The organism is Paraliomyxa miuraensis, assembly GCF_026337845.1.
GTDB classification, from domain to species: domain Bacteria; phylum Myxococcota_A; class Polyangia; order Nannocystales; family Nannocystaceae; genus Paraliomyxa; species Paraliomyxa miuraensis.
In genome coordinates, this window is record NZ_JAOVZF010000149.1 from 123,127 (window position 1) to 145,010 (window position 21,884).

At 71.1% G+C, this 21,884-nt stretch carries 16 protein-coding genes; 11 read left to right on the forward strand and 5 right to left on the reverse strand.

Annotated features, from left to right (window positions below):
* Positions 1 to 28 precede the first annotated feature (28 nt).
* From OEB96_RS16235 to OEB96_RS16275, 9 genes are all read left to right on the forward strand, one after another.
* Positions 29 to 925, forward strand: coding sequence for an SDR family oxidoreductase (locus OEB96_RS16235; protein ID WP_266216808.1), 897 nt, complete (start codon positions 29 to 31; stop codon positions 923 to 925).
* Between the two features lie 42 nt (positions 926 to 967).
* A complete protein-coding gene (locus tag OEB96_RS16240) occupies positions 968 to 2,614 on the forward strand; it encodes an acyl-CoA carboxylase subunit beta (protein WP_266216809.1) in 1,647 nt (548 codons plus the stop codon).
* 25 nt (positions 2,615 to 2,639) lie between these two features.
* Positions 2,640 to 3,821 carry an acyl-CoA dehydrogenase family protein gene (locus OEB96_RS16245; RefSeq protein WP_266216811.1) on the forward strand — a complete coding sequence of 394 codons (1,182 nt, stop codon included), beginning with the start codon at positions 2,640 to 2,642 and terminating at the stop codon, positions 3,819 to 3,821.
* Complete coding sequence (locus tag OEB96_RS16250) at positions 3,818 to 4,654, forward strand: enoyl-CoA hydratase/isomerase family protein (protein WP_323137408.1); 837 nt, start codon at positions 3,818 to 3,820, stop codon at positions 4,652 to 4,654. Before OEB96_RS16245 ends, OEB96_RS16250 begins: the two co-directional genes overlap by 4 nt.
* Positions 4,655 to 4,679: 25 nt before the next feature.
* Positions 4,680 to 6,659, forward strand: coding sequence for an acetyl/propionyl/methylcrotonyl-CoA carboxylase subunit alpha (locus OEB96_RS16255; RefSeq protein WP_266216812.1), 1,980 nt, complete (start codon positions 4,680 to 4,682; stop codon positions 6,657 to 6,659).
* A 15-nt stretch (positions 6,660 to 6,674) separates the two neighbouring features.
* Positions 6,675 to 7,562: a BKACE family enzyme gene (locus OEB96_RS16260; protein WP_266216814.1), complete on the forward strand. Its 888-nt coding sequence runs from the start codon at positions 6,675 to 6,677 to the stop codon at positions 7,560 to 7,562.
* A gap of 16 nt (positions 7,563 to 7,578) precedes the next feature.
* Positions 7,579 to 8,376 carry an SDR family NAD(P)-dependent oxidoreductase gene (locus OEB96_RS16265; RefSeq protein ID WP_266216982.1) on the forward strand — a complete coding sequence of 266 codons (798 nt, stop codon included), beginning with the start codon at positions 7,579 to 7,581 and terminating at the stop codon, positions 8,374 to 8,376.
* Positions 8,377 to 8,412: 36 nt separating this feature from the next.
* On the forward strand, positions 8,413 to 9,396 hold the full coding sequence (locus OEB96_RS16270) for a TIGR01777 family oxidoreductase (protein WP_266216816.1): 984 nt from the start codon (positions 8,413 to 8,415) through the stop codon (positions 9,394 to 9,396).
* A 68-nt stretch (positions 9,397 to 9,464) separates the two neighbouring features.
* Positions 9,465 to 10,373, forward strand: coding sequence for a hypothetical protein (locus OEB96_RS16275; RefSeq protein ID WP_266216817.1), 909 nt, complete (start codon positions 9,465 to 9,467; stop codon positions 10,371 to 10,373).
* A 21-nt stretch (positions 10,374 to 10,394) separates the two neighbouring features.
* Here the strand turns inward: OEB96_RS16275 and OEB96_RS16280 are convergent, their stop codons facing one another.
* Together OEB96_RS16280 and omp85 are read right to left on the reverse strand one after the other, a co-directional pair.
* Positions 10,395 to 10,925 (reverse strand): DUF309 domain-containing protein, encoded by a 531-nt coding sequence (locus OEB96_RS16280; protein WP_266216818.1) that lies wholly within the window; start codon positions 10,923 to 10,925, stop codon positions 10,395 to 10,397.
* A 5-nt stretch (positions 10,926 to 10,930) separates the two neighbouring features.
* On the reverse strand, positions 10,931 to 12,481 hold the full coding sequence (gene omp85, locus OEB96_RS16285) for an Omp85 family outer membrane protein (RefSeq protein WP_266216820.1): 1,551 nt from the start codon (positions 12,479 to 12,481) through the stop codon (positions 10,931 to 10,933).
* A gap of 102 nt (positions 12,482 to 12,583) precedes the next feature.
* Between omp85 and OEB96_RS16290 the strand changes: the two genes are divergently transcribed.
* Positions 12,584 to 13,873: a serine hydrolase domain-containing protein gene (locus OEB96_RS16290; protein ID WP_266216822.1), complete on the forward strand. Its 1,290-nt coding sequence runs from the start codon at positions 12,584 to 12,586 to the stop codon at positions 13,871 to 13,873.
* Positions 13,870 to 14,211 (forward strand): hypothetical protein, encoded by a 342-nt coding sequence (locus OEB96_RS16295; RefSeq protein ID WP_266216823.1) that lies wholly within the window; start codon positions 13,870 to 13,872, stop codon positions 14,209 to 14,211. The genes OEB96_RS16290 and OEB96_RS16295 overlap by 4 nt, the downstream gene beginning before the upstream one ends.
* On the opposite strand, the gene OEB96_RS16300 is transcribed toward OEB96_RS16295, so the two are convergent.
* The 3 genes from OEB96_RS16300 to OEB96_RS16315 form a co-directional block, all read right to left on the reverse strand.
* Positions 14,208 to 16,205 (reverse strand): hypothetical protein, encoded by a 1,998-nt coding sequence (locus tag OEB96_RS16300; RefSeq protein ID WP_266216824.1) that lies wholly within the window; start codon positions 16,203 to 16,205, stop codon positions 14,208 to 14,210. The genes OEB96_RS16295 and OEB96_RS16300 overlap by 4 nt on opposite strands.
* Positions 16,206 to 16,228: 23 nt before the next feature.
* On the reverse strand, positions 16,229 to 19,063 hold the full coding sequence (locus OEB96_RS16305; RefSeq protein WP_266216826.1) for a serine/threonine-protein kinase: 2,835 nt from the start codon (positions 19,061 to 19,063) through the stop codon (positions 16,229 to 16,231).
* Between the two features lie 75 nt (positions 19,064 to 19,138).
* Positions 19,139 to 21,874, reverse strand: a complete 2,736-nt coding sequence (locus OEB96_RS16315) for a serine/threonine-protein kinase (RefSeq protein WP_323137409.1) — start codon at positions 21,872 to 21,874, stop codon at positions 19,139 to 19,141.
* Positions 21,875 to 21,884: the final 10 nt, after the last annotated feature.

Below are 21,884 nucleotides of genomic sequence, written 5' to 3' on the forward strand. Positions count from 1 at the left end.
GGCCGTACCGTAGCGCGGCGCCCCGCCCATGCCCTACCGCTCCGTCTTTCGACCCGACCTCTTCGCCGGCCAGAGCATCATCGTCACCGGAGGCGGCAGCGGGATCGGCCGCTGCACGGCCCACGAGCTCGCGGCGCTCGGCGCCCACGTGGTGCTGGTGGGCCGCAACGAGGGCAAGCTGCAGCGGGTCGCGGCGGAGCTCGAGCAGGACGGAGGCTCGGCCGACTACGACGTGCTCGACATCCGCGAGGAGGCACGCGTGGCCGAGGTCGTCGAGCGCATCGTGGCCCGCCGCGGTCGCGTGCACGGCCTGGTCAACAATGCGGGCGGGCAGTTTCCCTCGCCGCTGGCGCTGATCAATCAAAAGGGCTTCGAGACGGTGGTGCGCACCAACCTGGTGGGCGGCTTCCTCGTGGCCCGCGAGCTGTTCACCCGGCACCTGCGCGATCACGGAGGCAGCATCGTCAACATCGTGGCCGACATGTGGCGAGGCATGCCGGGCATGGGACACTCGGGCGCGGCCCGGGCGGGGATGGTCAACCTCACCCAGACCGCGGCCATCGAGTGGGCCCCGGCCGGGGTTCGCGTCAACGCGGTCGCACCGGGCTGGGTGGCGACCAGCGGCCTCGACACCTACAAGGGTCCGGCCAAGGCGCTGATCCCCACGCTGCCGGCCATGGTTCCGCTGGGCCGCGTGGCCACCGAGTCCGAGGTGAGCGCGGCGATCTGCTTCCTGCTGTCGGAGGCCGCGGCGTTCATCACCGGCGAGACGCTCAAGGTCGACGGCGGCGCCCCGCTGGCCAGCCTGCACTGGCCCATGCACAACACGCCCGGCAAGGCCAACAACGAGGCGTACCAGGGGTTCCATCGCGCGGTGGTTCCCAAGGTCCTCGGCGGCGAAGGCGAGCCGCCTCAGAACTCTTGACGAGCCGACCCCGCGAGCCCGGAACGCAAAGCAGCACGCATCATGCCGGTCCTTCGATCCACCATCGATCCCCGCAGCGAGGGCTTCGCCACCCACCGGGCCCAGATGCTCGCGCTCGTCGAGCAGTTTCGCGAGCTCGAGGCCAGTGTGCGTGCCCACTCGGAAAAGGCCCAGGCCAAGTTCGACGGGCGCGGGCAGCTCCTGCCCCGGGAGCGGGTCGATCGCCTGCTCGATCGCGGCTCGCCGTTCCTCGAGCTGTCGACGCTGGCCGGCTACAAGATGCACGACGACGACGGCAAGCGCTCGATCTCGGGCGGGTCGTCCATCATCGGGATCGGGTTCGTGCAGGGCCGCCGCTGCATGATCAACGCCAGCGACTCGGCCATCAAGGGCGGCGCGATCTCGCCGATGGGCCTGCGCAAGGGCCTGAGGGCCCAGGAGGTCGCGCGACAGAGCCGCCTGCCCTGCATCAACCTGGTCGAGAGCGCGGGCGCCAATCTGCTCTACCAGAGCGAGCTGTTCGTGGACGGCGGGCGGATCTTCGCCAACATGGCGCGGCTGTCGGCGGCCGGGATCCCCCAGATCACGGTGGTGCATGGCTCGTCGACCGCGGGCGGGGCCTACATCCCGGGCCTCTCGGACTACGTGATCGTGGTCGAGGATCGCAGCCGCATCTTCTTGGCCGGGCCGCCGCTGGTGAAGGCCGCGCTCGGCGAGGATGCCGACGAGGAGACGCTGGGCGGGGCGGTGATGCACACCAGCGTCTCGGGCACGGCGGAGTACCTCGCCAAGGACGACGCCCACGCGCTGGAGCTCGCCCGCGAGCTCATGGGCAAGATCCCGTGGGACGAGGGCCAGCCGGGCCAGCGGGGCCAGCCCGCGATGGGGGCGGCCTCGCACGTGCCCGCGAGGCCCCCGCGCTTCGATCCCGAGGAGCTGCTGGGCGTGGTCCCGGTCGACTACCGCCAGCCCTACGACGTGCGCGAGGTGATCGCCCGCGTGGTCGACGACTCCGACTTCCTCGACTTCAAGCCGGCCTACGGTGCGCAGACGGTGTGCGGGCATGCGCGCATCGAGGGGCACGCGGTGGGGATCGTGGGCAACAACGGGCCGATCTTCCCCGAGGGCGCGGCCAAGGCCGGGCACTTCATCCAGGTCTGCTGCCAGTCGGGCACGCCGATCGTGTATCTGCAGAACACCACCGGCTACATGGTGGGGACCGAGGCCGAGCAGGCCGGCATCGTCAAGCACGGCGCCAAGATGATCCAGGCGGTGGCCAACGCCACCGTCCCGCAGCTCACGATCCTCATCGGCGGCTCGTTCGGGGCGGGCAACTACGGCATGTGCGGGCGCTCGTTCGACCCGCGCTTCATCTTCGCGTGGCCCAACGCGCGGATCTCGGTGATGGGCGGAGAGCAGGCCGCCAAGGTCATGGAGATCATCACGCGGGCCAAGCTGGCGCGGCAGGGCGTGACGGTGAGCGACGCCGACATGGAGAAGATGACCGCGGGGATCCGCGACAAGCTCGACTCGGAGGCGGGGGCGCTGTTCGCCACGGCACGGCTGTGGGACGACGGCGTGATCGACCCCCGCGACACTCGGCGGGTGCTCGCCACCACGCTCGCGATCTGCCGCGAGGCCGACGCTCGCCGCCTGTACCCCAACACCTTCGGAGTGGCCCGCCTCTAGTCCGCACCCATCACGGAGCACCGCCATGAAATTCACCGACGAGCACGAGCAGCTGCGAGACTCGCTGACCAAGTTCATCGAGCGCGAGATCAACCCCCACGCCGACGAGTGGGAGGACGCCGAGAACTTCCCCGCCCACGAGCTGTTCAAGAAGCTCGGCGACGGAGGCTTCCTGGGGGTGTGCAAGCCCGAGGAGTACGGCGGCCTGGGGCTCGACTACTCGTACTCGGTGGTCATGGCCGAGACCCTGGGGCGCGTGCACACCGGTGGGGTGGCCATGGCCGTGGGGGTGCAGACCGACATGTGCACCCCGGCGCTGGCCAAGTTCGGCAGCAAGGAGCTCAAGGAGGAGTACCTCGCGCCGTCGATCGCGGGCGAGCTGGTCGGCTGCATCGGTGTCAGCGAGACCGGGGCGGGCTCCGACGTGGCCGCGATCAAGACCCACGCCCGCAAGGACGGCGGCGACTGGGTCATCAACGGCGGCAAGATGTGGATCACCAACGGGATGCAGGCCGACTGGATGTGCTGCCTGGCCAACACCTCCGAGGGCCACCCGCACCGCAACAAGAGCCTCATCATCGTGCCGCTCGACGCCAAGGGGGTGGAGCGGGCGCACAAGCTCAAGAAGCTCGGGATGGCCTCGTCCGACACCGCGCAGATCTTCTTCGACGACGTGCGCGTGCCCCTGCGCAACGTGATCGGCCAGGAGGGGCACGGCTTCACCTTCCAGATGATCCAGTTCCAGGAGGAGCGGCTGTGGGGCGCGGCCAACGTGCTCGGGGGGCTCGATCAGGCGCTCGCACAGACCATCGAGTACACGCGGGATCGCAAGATCTTCGGCAAGTCGGTGCTCGACCATCAGTGGGTGCACTTCAAGCTGGCCGAGGCCGCCACCGAGATCGAGTGCCTGCGGGCGCTGACCTACCAGGCCACCGAGTTCTACGTGAGCGGCAAGGACGTGACCAAGCTGGCCTCGATGGCCAAGCTCAAGGCGGGCCGGCTCGCGCGCGAGGTGGCCGACATCTGCCTGCAGTTCTGGGGCGGCATGGGCTACATGCACGAGAGCAAGATCTCGCGGTTCTTCCGCGACGGTCGCCTGGTGTCGATCGGCGGCGGGGCCGACGAGGTGATGATGAGCATCATCTGCAAGCTGATGGGTACGCTGCCTCGCCGGCCCAAGGGCGAGGCCAAGGAGGGCGGCCAGTGAGCGACCAGCCCTCCCTCGAGGAGCTGCAGCCCAGCACGCTGCGGCTGCGGCTCGAGCACGGGGCGCTGCACGTGACCCTCCACCGCCCCGAGGCTCGCAACGCGATGAGCCTGGAGATGGTGGCGGAGCTCGAGGCAGTGGTCGACGCGGTGCTCGATCGCCGCGACGTGCGGGCCATCGTGCTGCGCGGCGCGGGAGGACACTTCTGCGCGGGCGGTGATGTCAAGGACATGGCCAAGGCCCGCATGGCGCCCGCCAAGGACGGCCAGCCCGATCCGGTGGCGCAGGTCAATCGCACGTTCGGTCGCGCGATCACCAAGGTCGACCGAGCGCCGCAGGCGGTGGTGGCGGTGCTCGAGGGGGCGGTGCTCGGGGGTGGCTTCGGGCTCGCGTGCGTGGCCGACGTGGCCATTGCCCACGCCGAGGCCAAGCTGGGGCTGCCCGAGACCGGGCTGGGGCTGCCGCCCGCCCAGATCGCGCCGTTCCTCGTGAGGCGGCTGGGGCTGTCGCAGGCGCGGCGGCTGGCGGTGACGGGCGGACGCCTGAGCGGCCGCCAGGCGCATGCGCTGGGGCTCGTGCACGAGCTGGCCGAGGACGACGAGGGCGTGCAGGCCATCGTGGAGCGCGTGCTGGGCGAGATCCGGCGCTGTGCACCGGGGGCGGTGGCGGCCACCAAGCACCTGATGCTCCAGGTGGGGGCGGTGGAGCTGGAGCGCGTGCTCGACGAGGGCGCGCAGCGCTTCGCCGAGGCGGCGCGAGGACCCGAGGGCCTCGAGGGCATGACCGCGTTCGTGGGCAAGCGCCTGCCCCGGTGGGCCGATCCCCAGGCGTAGAGCACGGAAGGAAGGAAAGAAGCGCGTGGCAGCGATCCGCAAGCTCCTCATCGCCAATCGGGCCGAGATCGCACGCCGCGTGATCCGCTCCGCCCGTGATCTCGGCATCCGCACCGTGGCCGTGTACAGCGACGCCGACGAGGATGCCCCGCACGTGCGCGAGGCCGACGAGGCGGTGCGGCTGGGGCCCGGACCGGTCGGGTCGTCCTACCTCGATCTCGCGCGGATCATGGACGCGGCTGCGCGCACCGGGGCCGATGCGCTGCACCCCGGCTACGGGTTCCTGTCGGAGAACGGCGACCTGGCCCGCGCCTGTGCCGATGCGGGGGTGACCTTCGTGGGCCCGCCCGAGGCCGCGATTCGCCTGATGGGCGACAAGGTCCAGGCCAAGCGACGCATGCTCGAGGCGGGGGTTCCGACCGCGCCCGGGTACGTCGGTGAGGCGCAGGACGAAGCCACGCTGCTGTCCCAGGGCGAGCGGATCGGGGTGCCGCTGCTGGTCAAGGCGGTGGCCGGCGGGGGCGGGCGCGGCATGAGGGTGGTGCGCGAGCTCGCGGCGCTGCCCCAGGCGCTGGCCAGCGCGTCGTCGGAGGCCCGCAGCGCGTTCGGCCGCGGTGACGTGTTCCTCGAGCGGCTGATCGAGGGCGCGCGCCACGTGGAGATCCAGGTGTTCGCCGACCAGCACGGTCACGTGATCCACCTCGGCGAGCGCGAGTGCTCGGCCCAGCGGCGCCACCAGAAGGTGATCGAGGAGGCGCCCTCGCCCGCCGTCGACGATGCCCTGCGCGCCCGCATGGGGGAGGCCGCGGTGGCGGCCGCGCGAGCGATCGACTACGTGGGGGCGGGTACGGTGGAGTTCCTGCTCGATGCGGAGGGCCGGTTCCACTTCCTCGAGATGAACACCCGGCTGCAGGTGGAGCACCCGGTGACCGAGCTGTGCACCGGGCTCGACCTGGTGGCGCTGCAGCTGCGCGTGGCCGAGGGCGAGCCGCTGCCGCTACGGCAGGACGACGTGCGCCTGCGGGGTCATGCGATCGAGGCCCGGATCTACGCCGAGGATCCCTACGCCGGCTTCGCCCCGCAGCTCGGCCGGATCCTGAGCTGGCGCCCGCGCACGGGGGCGGGGCTGCGGGTCGACGACGGGGTGGAGAGCGGGCAGACGATCTCGCCCCACTACGACGCGATGGTGGCCAAGCTCATCGCCCACGGCGACACGCGCGAGCAGGCGCGGCGGAGGCTGGTGGCGGCGGTGCGGGACAGCGTGCTGCTCGGGCCGGGGAGCAACCGGTCGTTCCTGCTGCAGCTGCTCGAGGGCGAGTCGTTCGTGGGGGCGGCGATCACCACCGATGCGATCGACCGCTGGCTCGAGCAGGATCCTCCTGCCCGTCCGCGCCCCTCGGCGCGCGCGTGGGCGGTGGCGGCGGTGCTGTGCTCGACGCGGTCCGCCTCGCCGCTGGCCCCGTGGCCCTGGCGCAGCGCGGGCACCCCTGCGTGGCCGGTGGTCCTGCACGAGCACGACCAGAGCAAGACCTTGCGCGTGCGTCACGAGGGGGAGGGGCGCTACGCGGTCGAGGGCACGGGGGCCGAGGGAGCGCTCGTGCTGCGGATGGTCGCGCGCGACGAGAACCACGTGACGATCGAGCACGACGGGGTGCGGCGGCGCCTGGCGTGGGCGCCAACCGACGACGGCGTGGCGCTCGACGAGGATGGTGCGGCCTTCACCTTCGCCGAGCCGGCGCCGCGCAGCGCCACCGACCAGACCGAGGGCGGCGACGGAGAGGTCCGGGCACCGATCGGCGGGCGCGTGGCGGCGGTGCTGGTGGCCGAGGGCGACTCGGTCACCCGCGGGCAGCCGCTGTTGCTGCTCGAGGCGATGAAGATGGAGCACCGAGTGCCCGCGCCGATCGACGGTCGAGTGGAGCGGTTGGCGGTGGCGGTGGACGAGCAGGTCGCGGCCCGGCAGGTGCTGGCCCAGGTGCAGCCCGTCGCCGACGAGTCGCAGTAGCAGGAGGAAACGAGCATGAGCGAGCCAAGCGAGCGTGCGATCATCACGTGTGCCGTCACCGGGGTGCTCACCAACCCCAAGCAGCACCCGGTACCCGTCACCGTGGAGCAGATGGCGGCTTCGGCCAAGGAGGCGTTCGATGCGGGCGCGGCGATCATGCACCTGCACTATCGCGATCAGCGGCCGGGGCTGGGGCACATGCCCACCTGGGATCCGACGATCTGCGCCGAGATCACGGCGGCGGTGCGGCAGGCGTGCCCCGGGGTGATCATCAACATGAGCACGGGCGTGATCGGGCCCGACGTCTCGGCTCCCAGCGCGGCCATGCGGGCGCTGCGGCCCGAGATCGCGGCTTGCAACGCGGGCAGCCTGAACTACCTCAAGGCGCGCAGCAACGGCACCTGGGCCTGGCCTCCGCTGGTGTTCGACAACCCGGTGGGCAAGGTGCAGGCCATGCTCGACGTGATGGCCGAGGTGGGGGCGATGCCCGAGTTCGAGTGCTTCGACGTGGGCATCGTGCGCTCGGTGGGGCTCTACATGGACACCGGCATGGCCAAGGCGCCGCACTACAACTTCGTGATGGGGGTGGCCTCGGGCATGCCCACCGATCCGCGGCTGCTCGAGCTGCTGCTCGACTACAAGCGCGAGGGCTGCAGCTGGGAGGTGACCGCGATCGGGCGCGAGGAGGTGTGGGCGCTGCATCGACGCGCCGCCGAGCTCGGGGGGGCGCTGCGCACCGGGCTCGAGGACACGTTCTACCTGCCCGACGGCGAGCGGGCGCGGGGCAACGGCGACTTGGTGGAGGCGATGGTGCGGTGCGCCCGGGAGGTCGGCCGCGAGATTGCCTCGCCGGCCGAGGCGAGGGCGGCGATGGGGCTGCCCCCAGCGGGTGCGGCGGCGTAGTCCGAGCGCGGTCGTGATGACGGGCGAGGAGCTGCGGGCGCGCTACGGTCCCTGGGCGCTGGTCACCGGGGCAGCGCAGGGGATCGGCGAGGCGCTCGCGCGCGAGCTGGTGCGGCACGGCCTGCGCGTGGTCTTGGTGGATCGCCAGGCGGAGCGGCTGCAGCAGGTGGCGCAGTCGCTCGGGTCGGATCGCGTGCGGGTGCTGGTGGAGGATCTCGGTGATCCCGAGTCGGTCGAGCGCATCACGGCCGCGGTGGCGGACATCGAGCTGGGTCTATTGGCTCAGGTGGCGGCGATCTCGGTCCTGGGCGACGTGCTCGACGAAGACCCCGCGGCGTTGCAGGCCACCATCGACGTCAACTGTCGGGCGCCGCTGATGCTCACGCGAGCGCTGGCGCCGGCGCTGCGCGAGCGCAGGCGCGGCGGGGTCCTGCTGATGTCGTCGCTGGCCGCGTGGCAGGGAGCGCCGGGCCTGGCCGCCTACGCCGCGTCGCGGGCCTATACGCTGAGCCTGGCGCAGTCGCTGTGGTCCGAGCTGCGGCCACACGGGGTCGACGTGCTGGGCGTGTGCCCGGGGGCCACGCGGACTCCGGCGTTCGAAGCGCTGCTGCCCGATCCGGAGGTTCTGCGCGCGATGCCGCTGATGGAGCCCGCCGCGGTGGCTCGCGAGGTGCTCGCTCGATTGTCTCGCGGGCCGGTGTGGGTGGTGGGCCGGTCCAACCGGCTGGTGCACGCGCTGCTGACCCGCGTGCTCACGCGGCGGCTGACCAACCAGCTGATGGCGCACAACCTGGGCCGGCTGTATCGCCGGTAGCGGACGTCTGGCGCGGTCGTGCTAGAGGTGGAAGGCATGACCGATGCCGAGACTGGGGCCGACACTGGGGCCGAGCAGGCGACGATCGCGATCACGGGAGCCTCCGGCCTGGTGGGCACGGCGCTCCGCGAGACGCTCGAAGGCAGCGGCGCGCCGCTGCGGGTGCTGGCCGTGAGCCGCAGCCGAGGTCCCGACACGGTGGTCTGGTCGCCCCGGCGCGGCGAGCTCGATGCCGCAGCGCTGCGGGGCGTGGATGCGGTGGTGAACCTGGCCGGCGAGCGGATCGGTCCGGGCCGCTGGACCGAGGAGCGCAAGCGGAGGATCCGGGAGAGCCGGATCGAGGGCACGCGCCTGTTGGTCAAGGCGTTCGCCGAGCTGCCCCGACCGCCCAAGGTGCTCGTGCAGGCCTCGGCGGTGGGCTACTACGGCGACACCGGCGATCGCTGGGTCGACGAGGAGAGCCCGCGCGGCGAGGGATTCCTGGCCAGTGTGGTCGAGGACTGGGAGGCCGCGAGCACTCCGGCCGAGGCGATGGGGGTGAGGGTGGTGCGGCTGCGGTTCGGGCACGTGCTGGGCAAGGGAGGGCTGCTCGATGCCATGCGCACGCCGACGAAGCTGGGGCTCGGCGGGAGGCTGGGCTCGGGGCGGCAGTTCTGGAGCTTCATCGGAATCGTGGATCTGGTCTCGATCATCCTGCTCGCGCTCGAAGATGCGGATCTGCGTGGGGTGGTCAACGCGGTCGCGCCCGAGCCGGTGCGCAACGCCGAATTCACCGAGCGCTTCGCCAAGGTGCTGCATCGCCCGGCGTGGCTGCCCGCGCCCGAGCTCGGGCTGCGGCTCTTGTTCGGCAAGCAGCAAGCGCAGGAGATGCTGCTGTGGGGACAGCGGGTGCGGCCGGGGGTGCTGCTCGAGCGCGGGTTCGAATACGCCTGGCCCACGCTCGACGATGCATTGTCGGCGGTCGAGGGCGATCGCATCGCGCTTCCGCTCGCGAGGGCAGCGGCGTTGAAGGTGGCGTAGCCACGTGCCGTCGAGCGGGCGCGGCGACGCGCTTTGACCCGAGCGCGGGTGCGGGGTACCACTGCACCATGCCCAGGCTCGTTCCGCAGCTCCCATCCGCCATTCTCCTTGGCATGCTCCTGTGCGCCTGCGACGAGGGAAAGGGCTCCGATCCGACCGCGAGCGCCAGCGAGGAGGCCAAGGCCGAGGAGACCAAGACGAGCGAGACCAAGACGAGCGAGACCAAGACGGGCGAGACCAAGACGGGCGAGACCAAGACGGGCGAGACCAAGACCGACGCGGTGCAGGCCAAGCTCGACGCAGCCAGCGAGCAGATTCGCAAGGCCACCGGCTTCACCAAGGACGACTACAGCGACAAGAAGGCGTGCGAGACGGCGACGCCACGGATGGTGTCGGGCCTGTTCGGCGTCCCCGAGGGCGAGCTGAAGCAGATGAGGATGATGGGCTGCATCTACTCCTGGAAGAACGCCGACAGGTCCGAGATGTTCGAGGCGCGCTTCGGGAGCATTCGCGTCCACGAGACGGAAGATGCCGCCAAGACGTGGTTCGGCAACGCCACCAAGGGCATGAGCGCCGAAGAGGTCGCCGAGGTCATGGGGAAGGCCAAGGCCAAGATGAAGGAGGACGGCAACCTCGACACCAAGCCCAAGGAGCAGGCAGCCGAGCATATCGGAGGTGCGCTCACGGACCTGGCCGGCAAGGAGGGCTTTCAGTACGACGAGCTCTCGGGTCCCGGAGACGAGGCGGCGCTGGGGCGGAGCGACGGCATCATCTGGATTCGCAAGGGCAACATGACCTTCAACGTCTCCGCCTACAAGGGGGTGCCTCAGCCTCCGCCCACGATCACGGTGGGCGCGGATCCCAAGAAGATGATCGCCATGGCCACCGAGGCGCAAAAGAAGTTCATCGCCGAGACGCTCGAGCAGCGCAAGGCCGATGCGACGAAGCTGGCCAACGCGATCCTGGAGACGATGTAGTCGGGAGGGGCCTGGATGGGCTCAGCCATCCCGCTCGAGCGGCAGCCGTCGCGGAAACACGACCGCGACGTCGGCCTCGGGCGAGCCCGGCAGCCGTGGACCCTCTGCATGGACCATGTCGGCGAACGCGAGCAGCTCGTCGATCGCCAACCCGGCGATCCGCGGTGGGTCGGGCGCCTGCGGTGTGTCGGGCGGCCGAGCCCGCAGCAAGCACTCCTTCGCCCGCGCGCCGAGCTTGGCCGCCGCCTCCCCTCGACCCTGACGGATCTTCACTCCGGCCGCCGCGAGCAGGATGAGCCCCCGCAGCAGCTCGGCCACCGGCCCCTGGCGCCCGGCCGCGATCCACAGGGCCTCCCACGCTTCGTGCGCCTCCCAGTAGTAGCCGTGCTCGAACAGCGCGATCCCGCGGCGGTAGGCCTCCGACTCACGCCACGCGGCCGGCTCGAGCGGAGCCGGAGGCGGGTCGACCGGCTCGCCATGGGCGTGGCCCTTGGGATGGCGCACGGGGTGAGGGCGGCGCCCCGGCACGTAGGCATACGGAGGAAACCCCATCACCGCTAGAAGATGTGCCCCACGTCGATGTAGATCCCGAAGTTGTCCTCGGTGGGCGAGTACGACGGATCCACCCGCACGATGAAGGTCTCCCCCCAGCGCAGGCGAACGCCGCCGCCCACGCCCACCGCCACGCCGCGCGTGTCGAGCGAGACCCCGCCGATCTCGGTGGGCCGCAGGTCCGCCCACACGCGCCCCGCGTCGAAGAAGGCGATGGCGCCGAGCATGAAGCGCTGGCTGCGGATGCTGAACGGCAGGAATTCCGAGCGGAGCTCGATGTTGGAGACCAGCTTGCCCTTGCCGTGGAAGCGCTGGCGCGGCACGCCGCGCAGGCTCCACGACCCGCCGGGGCCGTCGCGGACGGTGAAGGCACCATAGCGCGCCAGCTCGTAGAACGGCGCGTTGCCGACGATCACGTCGCCCACGCCTCGCACCGCGAACACGAGGTAGCGGTCGAGCAGCGCCTGGTACCAGCTGGTGTTGAGGGTGAAGCCGGCGTGGTGGAGTTCGTCCTGCACGCCGGGAGAGACTCGCGTGGACAGCTCGGTGAACGTGCCGCGCGTGGGCACGTACTCGTGATCACGGGTGTCCCACAAGAGCCCCAGGTTCAGCTTGAGCAGCGCGTGATCGTCGGTGCCGCGCAGTAGGTTGGCCAGCGTCCGGCCGTCCTCGGTGTCCTCGCGGGCCGCGGCGATGTCCTCCTCGAGCTTGGAGCCGGCATAGGGGCGAATGAACGAGTAGGCGAACGCGGTGCCCACGAAGACCTCGAGACGCCGCTTGTGCTCGGTGATCGAGCGATCCCACGCCTTGATCCGGGCGGTGAAGTCGAAGCCGGGGTAGGTGCGATCGTACTGGTGGTAGCGTCGCGCGGCCTGGTAGGCGTCGGGCTCGGTCTGCGGATCGAAGGCCTCCCAGGGCTTGGTCGCCGGGGCGCCGTTGCCGAGCCCGTAGTAGCCCGTGGTCGTGAACTTGCGAAATCCGACCCGAATGTTGAGCCGCAGGGTCTTGTTGGCCAGGCCCGGGATGTCGGCGGTGACGTAGTCGTCGTGGAACGGGATCTCCACGCCCCCGCCGGGCGCCCGCTTGGCGGTCGCGTAGAGCAGCGCCTCGATGCGCCACCGATAGGGGCGATAGCCCGGGTAGAACTTGGCGAGGGTGGCGATCGCTCCGAAGCCGACGCCGAGATCGGTGTCGTAGTTGGTGGCCGGCAGGCCCCCGAACTCGAGGCGCTCGGGGTCGTTCTCCTTGCCCTTGCGACCCTTCCGCCCGCGGCGGCCCGAGGGCGCCTGGCCGTCCTCTCCACCCTCACCGGCCGTGGCGGGCGGGCTCGGCTGCGGCACCTCGGGCGGCATCGGTCCGACCGCCTCCGGCTCGGGGGGAGGCTCGGGAGGCAGGGGCTCGGCGGGCAGCTCGGGCTCGGTCTCGACGGCTGCTGGGTCGTCGCCGGCATCGTCGGCTTCGACCGCGTCCGGGGCGAGCGGTGGGGCGATCATTGCACTGGCGGGCGAGGGCAGCAGCTCGATCCCCAGTGCAATGCCGATCGCGGTCGGCAGCACGATGGATCGTCGAGGACACGAGCGGCGACGCATCGACGGCACCACGCCTTTGTGCCCTCTTGGATGCTACGGTGGCAAGGGGCAGGTGGTAGAGTTCGGGCAGTGTCCCTCATCGAGACTCGCGTCGGGTTCGGGTTCGGGATCGGGTTCGGGTTGGGGCTCGCGGTGCCCCTCGTGGTGTTGGCGGGGGCCTGTGGCGGTGCGTCGGCGACTTCGCAGCCTCGCGAGGCGATCGTGCTCGGAGGTCCTCCGCCGTTCGAGGTCGTGTCGCGGACGCAGTGGCCCACCGAGGGCTGGCCGGTGGTCGAGCCCGAGGAGGTCGGCATGGATCCGGCTGCGGTCGATCGCCTGGCCGCCTACGTGTTCGCACGCAGCGGCGACGACGTCGACCGCAAGGGGCAGCGCACCAACGCGCTGGTGATCGTCAAGGACGGCAAGCTCGTGTTCGAGCGCTACGCCCGGGGCTACGGCCCCGACAGCTCACTGCTCACGTGGTCGGTGTCCAAGAGCATCGCCGGCACGCTGGTGGGACGGGCCGTGATGGAGGGCAAGCTCGACGTCAACGACCCGGTCGCTCGCCACTACCCGCCCGTCGATCGCGAGGGCGTGCGCGAGATCCGGATCGTCGATCTGCTGCAGATGAGCTCCGGCCTCGACTGGAACGAGACCTACGAGACCTCGCCGGTGTTCTCCTCGGTGATGGCGATGCTCTACACCCGTGGCCGCGCCGACATGGCCGCGTTCGTGGCCTCGCACGAGCTGGCCCATCCACCGGGCACGCACTGGAGCTACTCGTCGGGCGACACCAACCTCATGATGGGGGCGCTGCGCGGGGCGGTGGGGGAGGAGGCCTGGCCCGACTACCCGTGGACGGCGCTGTTCGACGAGCTCGGCATGCGCTCGGCCGTGTGGGAGCGCGACGGTGCGGGCACCATCGTGGGCTCGTCCTACCTCTACGCCAGCGCGCGCGACCTGGCCAAGTGGGCGTTCCTCTACCTGAGCGATGGCGTGTGGGACGGCAAGCGGCTGCTCCCCGAGGGCTGGGTGGCCTTCACCCTCACGATGGCCCCCGCCTACTACGACACCGAGCTGACCCCGGGGACGCTCGACGACAACCCCGGGGCGCAGGTCTACCTGAACCACGGTGATCCCAAGCGGGGTGTCGACAAGCCCTGGCCCGAGGCGCCCGACGACACCTTCGCGGCCCAGGGGCACTGGGGCAAGGTGATCTTCGTGATCCCCTCGCTCGACATGATCGCGGTGCGCCTCGGCGACGATCGCCAGTACACCTGCAATCGTCCCGATGCCTCCGACGGCTGCGAGCCCGACGAGGACAAGGCCTACTCCAAGCATCACTTCCTCGAGTTGCTGATGGCGACGGTGCCCCGATGAAGCTCCCCAAGCTCTCCAAGCTCCCCAAGCTCCTCGTGCTCCTGGGCAAGCTGCTCGGCGTCGTCCTCGTGCTGGTCGCGATGTTCGTGGCATGGAATTGGTCGCAGCTCTCGGCGTTCCCCGAGCTGCCGTCGTCGTACGAGGCCAAGGAGCTGTGCTCGTGCCTGTTCGTCGAGGGCCGCGACCAGCAGCACTGCGAGGGCTTCATCCGGCAGGACGTGGTCCCGATCGACGAGCGCAGCTACGACATGGAGGGCAAGGCCGTGAGCGTGCGGGCGCTGTGGGTCGAGACCCGGGCGCACTACGTGTCACCGCGAGCGGGGTGCGTGATCGACTAGCCCCGGGCGCTGTCGAACGAGAGCCCCGCGATCTCGTCCCGCATCGACTGCTCCTTGGTCTCGCGCTCGGCCTCGAGGGCCGCGATCTCCTGCCGCAGCGCGGCGAGCCGGTCCTCTTCGTCCGCGAGCTCCGCGACATAGCGCTCTCGCAGCTTGCGCTCGTCGGCCGCGCTGCCCAGCGCGCGCAGGTTCTCGCGCAGGCGGCCCTGGTTTTCGAAGATCGACTTGATCGTCGCCTCGTGTGCGCTGGCCCGGTGCCGCAGCTGCGCCACCTCGGCCGCGAGCCCGGCGATGCGAGCCAGCGCGGCGTGGGTCGCCGGGTCGACGTAGCCGTGCTTCAGCCACACGCCGAAGGTCTCGAGGTTGGTGGAGCCGATCGCGTGGCTCTGGTGCTCCTCGCCCTTCTCGGTCACCGTGAAGCGGTGGGTGGTCTTGGCGGCCACGTCGAAGCGGAAGCGGTAGAACGACTCGGTGCGCTCGACCGGCTCGGGCGTGCCCTCGAGCTCGTAGCCCCGCACGAAGCGGTGGTCGAGGAACAGGTCGATGGGGCGATCGGTCTTGTTGGCGATCACGTAGATCTTGCGCTGCAGCCGGTAGCGGTGCAGCCACAGCGATCCGTTCACGATGCGGGCCCGGTGCACGTCGGTGAGCTCGGAGCGGTGGTCGACCGCGATGCGGCACCCCAGCTCCACCGAGAACGGGATCACGCGCTCCTCGTCGGGCTTGATGGTCTCGAGCATGGCCTCGCCGATGTAGGCCCCGTCCTCGATCACCGTCAGCGGCCCGCCCTCGAGCGTGAGCCCCGTGGTGTTCTTGAACAAGAGCGCCGACATCGGGTTCTGCTCGCGAACGTCGGGGTTGTAGATCGCGATGCGCTTGCCCAGGAAGTCGCGGTGGAGGATGGGGACCAGCGCCGATTGCTTGCGCCGCACGGTCACCGGGTTGTCGATGGTGTAGTGCAGCAGGTCGCCCACCTCCTGCGTGCGCGTGGTGACGGCCTGCGGAGGCGGGGGCGGGGGAGCGCTGCGGCTGCGAGCGGCCGTGCCACCACGGGCCGGTGCCGGAGGAGGCGGCGGCGCCCCGGGGGCCCGCGGGACCGGTGCCGCCGCCGCGGGCATGGCCATGGGTTCCTCGGCCAGCATCCCGCCGCCGCCAAAGCCGTGCTCGAGCACGGGCGGGGCGTAGGCCGCCTCTTCCTGCACCACCACCACCGGCCTTCGCTTGTACCGCGGCGAGTAGAGATCGTGGACGAACGAGATCGGCAGCCCGGCCACCAGCGTCAGCTCGACCTCGTTCCAGTCCTCGTCTCCCGTGTTGTCGACGACGGCCCAGCCCTGCACCGCGGTCGAGCGGGACTCGCCCTCGCCGTAGAGCAGCACCCGATAGCTGGTCTTCCACACCGGGGTCTCGATCACGTACGAGACCGACATCTGCCGCTCGCCCTCGCCGCGCGAGAAGATCGTCAGGCGCTTGAGGTCCTTCTTCTTGGCCGAGATCAGGATGTCGAGCAGGTGCTGCAGATCCTTGCGCAGCGCGGCGTCGGCCAGCTCGATCCGCCGGATGTCGGCGAGGTCGTGGCTCTCGAGCGCCATCCCCTCGACCCACAGCGACAGGCGGTGGCTCTCGATGATGGCCTCGCCCTCGCGCCGCGAGAACGGCTCGACCCCGGCCACCACGCCCTCTCCGCGGCCGTCGGCGCGGTGCACCACCACGCGCGTACCGGTGAGCTGGCCCAGCAGGCCCGAGATCGCGTGTCCCTCGGGAATGTGGATCGCGAAGTCCTCGAGCTGCCGCGACAGCGGCTGGGTCGACTCGTAGGAGATGCTCGAGACCAGGCCGCCATCGTGGTCGAGCACGGTCAGCGACTTGAGCACGTCGTTCATCTCGCTCTGCCGAAACGAGAGCTCGACCGAGGCTTCGCCGGAGATCTTGCCGTGGCGCTCGAAGTAGCCCACGCCATGCTTGAACAGGACGACCGAGGTGATGGGGAGCATCGCGGGCGATGGTAGCAGGCGCGTCACCGTTGGGGCGCGGGCTCGTGCTCGGTCAGCCAGCGCTCGAGCTTGGCGATCTCCTCGGTGTGGGCCTGACCGTGCTCGCGGTACTCGGCGAGGGCGAGCCGGGCCTGCGCCAGGGCTTGCTGACGCTCGAGGCCCTGCCCCCACAGTGCCTCGACCAGCTGGACGCGGGCCTCGGCGATCAGATCCGAGCCCACGTGGGCGGCCTGGCGCAGCGCGACGGCCCGCTGGGCCTTGGCCACCGCATCGTCGAAGCGCCCCTGGGCGATCGCGACCGACGACAGGCCCTGCAGCGAATACGCGAGATCGGGGTGGTCCGGCCCCAGCGCGGCCTCCCACGAGCGTAGGGCGACATCGAGGTTCTCCCGCGCTCGCTCGAGCTGGCCCAGCGCACGAAGCGTGTCGCCGACGTTGTTGTAGCCGCCGGCGATGGAGGGATGGCCAGGCTCCAGCTTGGCCTCGTACAGCCGCAGCGCACGTTCGAACAGCGGGAGCGCGATCTCGGGCTCTTCGAGGGTGTGATGCAGCGAGGCGAGGTTGTTGACGGCATCGGCCACGTCGGGATGCTCGGCTCCCTGGATCGCCTCGCGGATCTCGAGCGCCCGCTGGAACAGCCCCTTGGCTCGATCCTTGTGGCCCAGGCGCATCTCGACCGAACCGAGGTTGGTGCACAGATCGGCGATCGTGGTGTGGATCGGTCCCAGGGCCCGCTCCTGGAGCTCGAGCGCATCTTCGTAGAGCGCCTTGGCTTCGGCGTACTCGCCCTGAGCCTGGCCGAACAAGCCCAGGTTGGACATCGTGTGGGCGATGCGCGGATGGTCGTGACCGAGGTGCCTGATGTCGATCTCGAGGGATTGCTCGGCCAGCGCTCGTGCCTTGCGGTACTCACCGAGGCGAAAGTGCGTCGTCGAGACGACGGTCAGCAGGTGCGCGCGGCGTACCTCGCTCGTCTCGGGGGGAAGGCGGGCGAGCACGAGCTCGGCGTGGCGCGCCCACCGGAGGGCCTCTCGATGCCGGGCAAGCCGGTCGCCGAGCAGGCCCACGAGGGCCTTGGCGGCAGCGACGGCCACGTCGAGCGCCTCGGCCTCGCTGGCCTCGAAGTAGGCCTGCTCGAGCACGCGCTCGGCCTCGGCGTACTCGGCCTCGAACTCGAGCTCGTTGCCCCAGAGAACACGGGCCTCGGCGACGAGCGGTGCCCAGCCCAGGGCCTCGGCGTGGGCGAGAGCCTCCCGAGCCACGGTCGCACTCTCGTCGTGCGCTCCCACGGCGTGGAGGGCCTGCACACGCCACAGCTCGGCTCGCACGGCCCGTAGCTGGTCGCGATGCTCGCTGGGAATCGCAGGCATGCGGGCCAGCGTCGCGGCATCGAGGCAGGGGGACACCTGAGCGAGGCCGGCGGTGGCTGGTACCACCCGGTTGACCATGTGCGCGCCACCGCGGCGGAGCGCGGCGATCAGAGCCTCGAGCTCCAGGCGTCGATCGTCGAGGCACCAGCGCGCGCGCTCGGCCGTGGTCTCGTCCCAGTCGTGGTCCACCTCGGTGTGCACGCAGGCCTCCGTGCTGGCCCGGGCCCACGCGCTGGCCTGGGCGTCGAGCCAGGGGCGGGCCTTGTCGAGGGTGGTCCCCGCGTGTGCGAGCCCGGTGGCTTGGAGCGTCTCGCCCACGGCGGCGGCGATCTCGTCGTTCCACACCTCCTCGATGGCCTCGCCCTCGCCCTCGCACGCCTGCCTTTGCTGCAACCGATCGTGGTGGTACACGCCGAGCGCGGCGACCCCGAGCACTCCGGCGCCCGCGAGCGCTCCCAGCACGCGCGCGCGTCGGGTCCGGACCCGACCGCGCTCGAGCCCGTGCAGCAGGTCGTGCATGGAGGGAAAGCGGCGCTCGGGTTCCACCGCCAGGCCGCGCTCCAGCACCCGGCGCAGCCAACGGGGCACGCGTCGGCTCGCCGGGGGCTCGGCGATCGTGCCCTCGAGCACGCGGGCGTAGAGCTCGGGGAGCGCCTTGGCCGGGAACGGCGGCTGACCGTAGATCCCCTCCCATAGCGTCACGCAGAACGAGAACTGATCGGCGATCGCTCCTCCTCGCTCGCCGCCCAGGCACTCGGGAGCCATGTAGGCGGGCGTGCCGAGCATCGACCCCGGGCTGGTCAGCGCCAGGTCGAGCGCGCTGCACCGTTGCTGGGACGCATCGAGCTCTCCGGTGGAGGAGGACGCTTCGCCCGAGGGCGTCGTGGCGTCGGCCCGGGCGAGCCCGAAGTCCATCACCCGCACGCGACCATCGCTGCCGAGCATCACGTTGTCGGGCTTGAAGTCGCGGTGGGCCAGCTCCCGCGCATGGGCGGCCGCCAGGCCGCGGCCGGCCGCGAGCATCACCTCGAGCACCTCTTGCCAGGAGCGCGGCGTTCCGCCGAGCCAGCGGCCGAGGGTCTGGCCCTCCACGAACTCCATGGCCACGAACACCTGGCCGTCATGCGTGCCCACGTCGTGCACGGCCACCACGTTGGGATCCGACAGACGCGCGAGCGCTTGCGCCTCGGCCAGCAGCCGCAGGCGTCCCTGATCGCCCGAAGCGGAGCGCTCGCGGGGGTGCAGCAGCTTGATCGCGACCTTGCGATCGAGCTCGGGATCATAGGCGGCGAGCACCACTCCCATCGCCCCCGCTCCCAGACGCTCGAGCACGACGTAGCGGCCGAGCTGGCGACCGCGGGCCACGTCGAACGGATCGATCGCCGAGCGTGGGCTCGGGACGGTGTCGTCGCCGTCACTCGTCGCGTCCAGCGTTTGCGTGAGGGAGCCCGTCTCGCGAGAGTGGTGGGTGGAGGAGCGCGCCGTCATCGTGGGGAGCGGGGCGCACCATAGCAGGCCCCGCATTCGCTCAGAACCGATCCGCTTGCGGGTCGCGCCTCGAGCTCACTGTGATCGGACCGCGACCGAGGGGTCGCGATGCTGGGATCGCCAGGCCTCGATCCGCTCTTGCAGCTCCCGCCGCGCCTTGAAGGGCTCGTCGTGCTCGGCCACCTCGGTGCCGAGCCGCTCGAGCAGCTCGTGCGCGCGTGCCCGGTCACGTCCCGCCCCTTCGGAGGCGTCCCACAGCGCCTGCGCCAGATCGAGGCCCGCGAGCGCGCGACTCTCGAGCGGCACGTCCAGGGCCGTCGACCGCTCGAGCGGGGCAATGGCGGCCTCGGGCCGATCCAGCGCGAGCAGGGCCAGGCCCAGGCCGTGCAGCGAGGTGTTCAACGAAGGATGGGTCTTGCCGAGCGATGCTTCCTTGATGTCGATGGCGCGCTCGTAGAGCGGTCGAGCCTCGGCGTGCTCCCCGAGCATGCGATGGATGTACGCGAGGTTGTTGAGGTTGGTGGCCACCTCGGGGTGCCGGGCTCCCCGGGCGTGCTCGATGACGCCCAGCGCTTGCTCGAACAGCTCCTTGGCCCGTGCGTAGTCCTTGGCATTGGCGTAGGCCACCCCGAGGTTGGTCAGGCTCGAGGCGACGGTGGGATGCCCGGAGCCCAGGGCCTCGCGTCGAATGGCCAGGCTCTGCTCGTAGAGCGCCCTGGCCTCGGCGGTCTGATCGAGCTTGGTGTGGACGTTGCCCAGGTTGTTCAAGGAGTCGGCGACCCGCAGGTGACGGGGCCCCAGCGCCTCGCGATACCGTGACAGCGCCTGCTCGTAGTGCGCCTTGGCCTGCTCGGCGTCATCCTGGGCGTAGTAGATGTTGCCCAGGTTGTTGAGCCGGGCCGCTTCGCGCAGCTGGAGCGGATCGCGGGCCTTCTCGATGGCGACCGCAGCATGCTCGGCCCAGAGCTTGCCGTCGTCGGAGCGGGCTTGCTGGCTGCCCACGAGGTTGGTCAGGTCGGTCGCCGCCGTTGCTGCCGTGTCCCATGCATCCGTGCGCACCGCGACCATGTAGGCGCGCACCGCCAGTGCTTCGGCCCGGTCGTACTCGGCGCGCTGGCCGAGCAGGTTGGCATGGATCCTCGAGGTGCCGGCCAGGAGCGGCGCCCATCCCAGCCGCTCGGCCTCGTCTTGCGCTTGCTCGGCGACCCGCAGCCCCTGGGCGTAGTCGCCGGCGCGGTCGAGGGCCATGGCCTGATCGATGCGCTCGCCCACGGCGTGGACCTGCGCGCGGAGCTCGGGCGCGGGCGGTGTGGGCATGGTGGCCAGCGACCCATCGTCGACGCACGGCAGCAGCGGGGGCAGGCCGGCCGCGACCTGGATCGCGCTCTGCACCACGAGCTCGTTGGCCTGGGTCAGCTCACCGACCAGCGCCGCGAAGCCACGCCGCCGGTCTTCGAGGCACCACTGCGCCTTGTCGAGCACGGCCGGGCTCCAGGTCTGGTGCACCGAGGCGCGCATGCAGGCCTCGGTGGCGTGCTCGCGCCAGGACTCGGCGTAGCTCTCGAACCAGGGGGCGACCCGGTCGGCCACCGCCGGGGCATAGGCCACGCCGGTGGCGAGCAGACCCTCTCGCAGTGCGGCCCCGGTCTGCTCGTTCCAGACCTCGTCGATGCCATCGCCGTGCGCGTGGCACTCGGCGACGCGCCGCACATGGTCGTAGCGAGCCACCCCCACCGCGAGCCCCGCGAGCCCCAGGAGTCCGCCGACGACGAGTGCCCGTCGCGTGCGTCGTCGTCGGGTCTCGGCGGCCCCGAGCTCGGCCAGCAGCGCCGGCATCGACGGGAAGCGGGCCGCCGGGTCGGGGTCCAGGCCCCGCACCACGACCCGGTGCAGCCAGCCGGGAACGTCGATGCCACGCGGTGGGTCCTTGCGTGCTCCGGTGGTGACGGCCGCCGCCAGCTCCGGGATCGACTCGCCGGGGAACGGTCGCTCTCCGTAGAGCGCCTCATGGAGCGTCACGCAGAACGAGAACTGATCGCTGCGTGCGTCCACGTCGATGTCCGCGAATTGCTCGGGCGCCATGTAAGCGGGCGTGCCCATCATCCCGCCTGCTCGTGTGATCCACATGCTCGACGCACCGGACCTGGCCGCGAAGGGAAGGCTGCTCTCGTCGCGTTCCTCGGAGTGCACGGCCGTGCTCCGGGCGAGGCCGAAGTCCATCACGCGCACGCGACCGTCGTCGCCGATCATCACGTTGTCGGGCTTGAAGTCGCGGTGGACCAGGCCCTCGGCGTGGGCCGCGGCCAGGCCCTGGCCCGCGGCCGCGAGGACGGGCAGCACCTGGGGCCAGGGGCGAGGCCCGTCGGGCTCGGCCAGCCACTGCGTCAGGGTCTTGCCTTCCACGAATTCCATGGCCACGAACACCCGACCGTCGTGCACGCCCACGTCGTGCACGGACACCACGTGGGGGTGGTTCAGGCGGGCGAGGGCTTGCGCTTCGCGCTGGAGCCGGATCCGGTCCTGCTCGCCGCTGCGCCTGCGACCGCGCAGCAGCTTGAGCGCGACCTTGCGATCGAGCTGCGGATCGTAGGCTGCGACCACCACCCCCATCGCTCCGGCCCCCAGGCGGGAGAGGACCACGTAGCGGCCGATGAGCGTGCCCTTCTCCGGCGTGGTGGCATGACGCAGGGGCCGAGGCCGCGGCGAGGGGGCCATGCCTGCGGGTGCGACCGTGTCCTGGAGCGAGGGCGAGCGCTCCGAGGGTGGGGGCGTCACGTCGCCCTCGACGGTCTCGTCCAGCCCGTTGGACATCGGTTGCCCA

Excerpts from the sequence above, each read along its gene's own strand:
- OEB96_RS16235 (WP_266216808.1), top strand. The coding sequence starts at position 29 with ATGCCCTACCGCTCCGTCTTTCGACCCGACCTCTTCGCCGGCCAGAGC.
- OEB96_RS16240 (WP_266216809.1), top strand. The coding sequence starts at position 968 with ATGCCGGTCCTTCGATCCACCATCGATCCCCGCAGCGAGGGCTTCGCC.
- OEB96_RS16245 (WP_266216811.1), top strand. The coding sequence starts at position 2,640 with ATGAAATTCACCGACGAGCACGAGCAGCTGCGAGACTCGCTGACCAAG.
- OEB96_RS16260 (WP_266216814.1), top strand. The coding sequence starts at position 6,675 with ATGAGCGAGCCAAGCGAGCGTGCGATCATCACGTGTGCCGTCACCGGG.
- OEB96_RS16265 (WP_266216982.1), top strand. The coding sequence starts at position 7,579 with ATGACGGGCGAGGAGCTGCGGGCGCGCTACGGTCCCTGGGCGCTGGTC.
- OEB96_RS16270 (WP_266216816.1), top strand. The coding sequence starts at position 8,413 with ATGACCGATGCCGAGACTGGGGCCGACACTGGGGCCGAGCAGGCGACG.
- OEB96_RS16275 (WP_266216817.1), top strand. The coding sequence starts at position 9,465 with ATGCCCAGGCTCGTTCCGCAGCTCCCATCCGCCATTCTCCTTGGCATG.
- OEB96_RS16280 (WP_266216818.1), bottom strand. The coding sequence starts at position 10,925 with ATGGGGTTTCCTCCGTATGCCTACGTGCCGGGGCGCCGCCCTCACCCC.
- OEB96_RS16295 (WP_266216823.1), top strand. The coding sequence starts at position 13,870 with ATGAAGCTCCCCAAGCTCTCCAAGCTCCCCAAGCTCCTCGTGCTCCTG.
- OEB96_RS16300 (WP_266216824.1), bottom strand. The coding sequence starts at position 16,205 with ATGCTCCCCATCACCTCGGTCGTCCTGTTCAAGCATGGCGTGGGCTAC.
- OEB96_RS16305 (WP_266216826.1), bottom strand. The coding sequence starts at position 19,063 with ATGACGGCGCGCTCCTCCACCCACCACTCTCGCGAGACGGGCTCCCTC.
- OEB96_RS16315 (WP_323137409.1), bottom strand. The coding sequence starts at position 21,874 with ATGTCCAACGGGCTGGACGAGACCGTCGAGGGCGACGTGACGCCCCCA.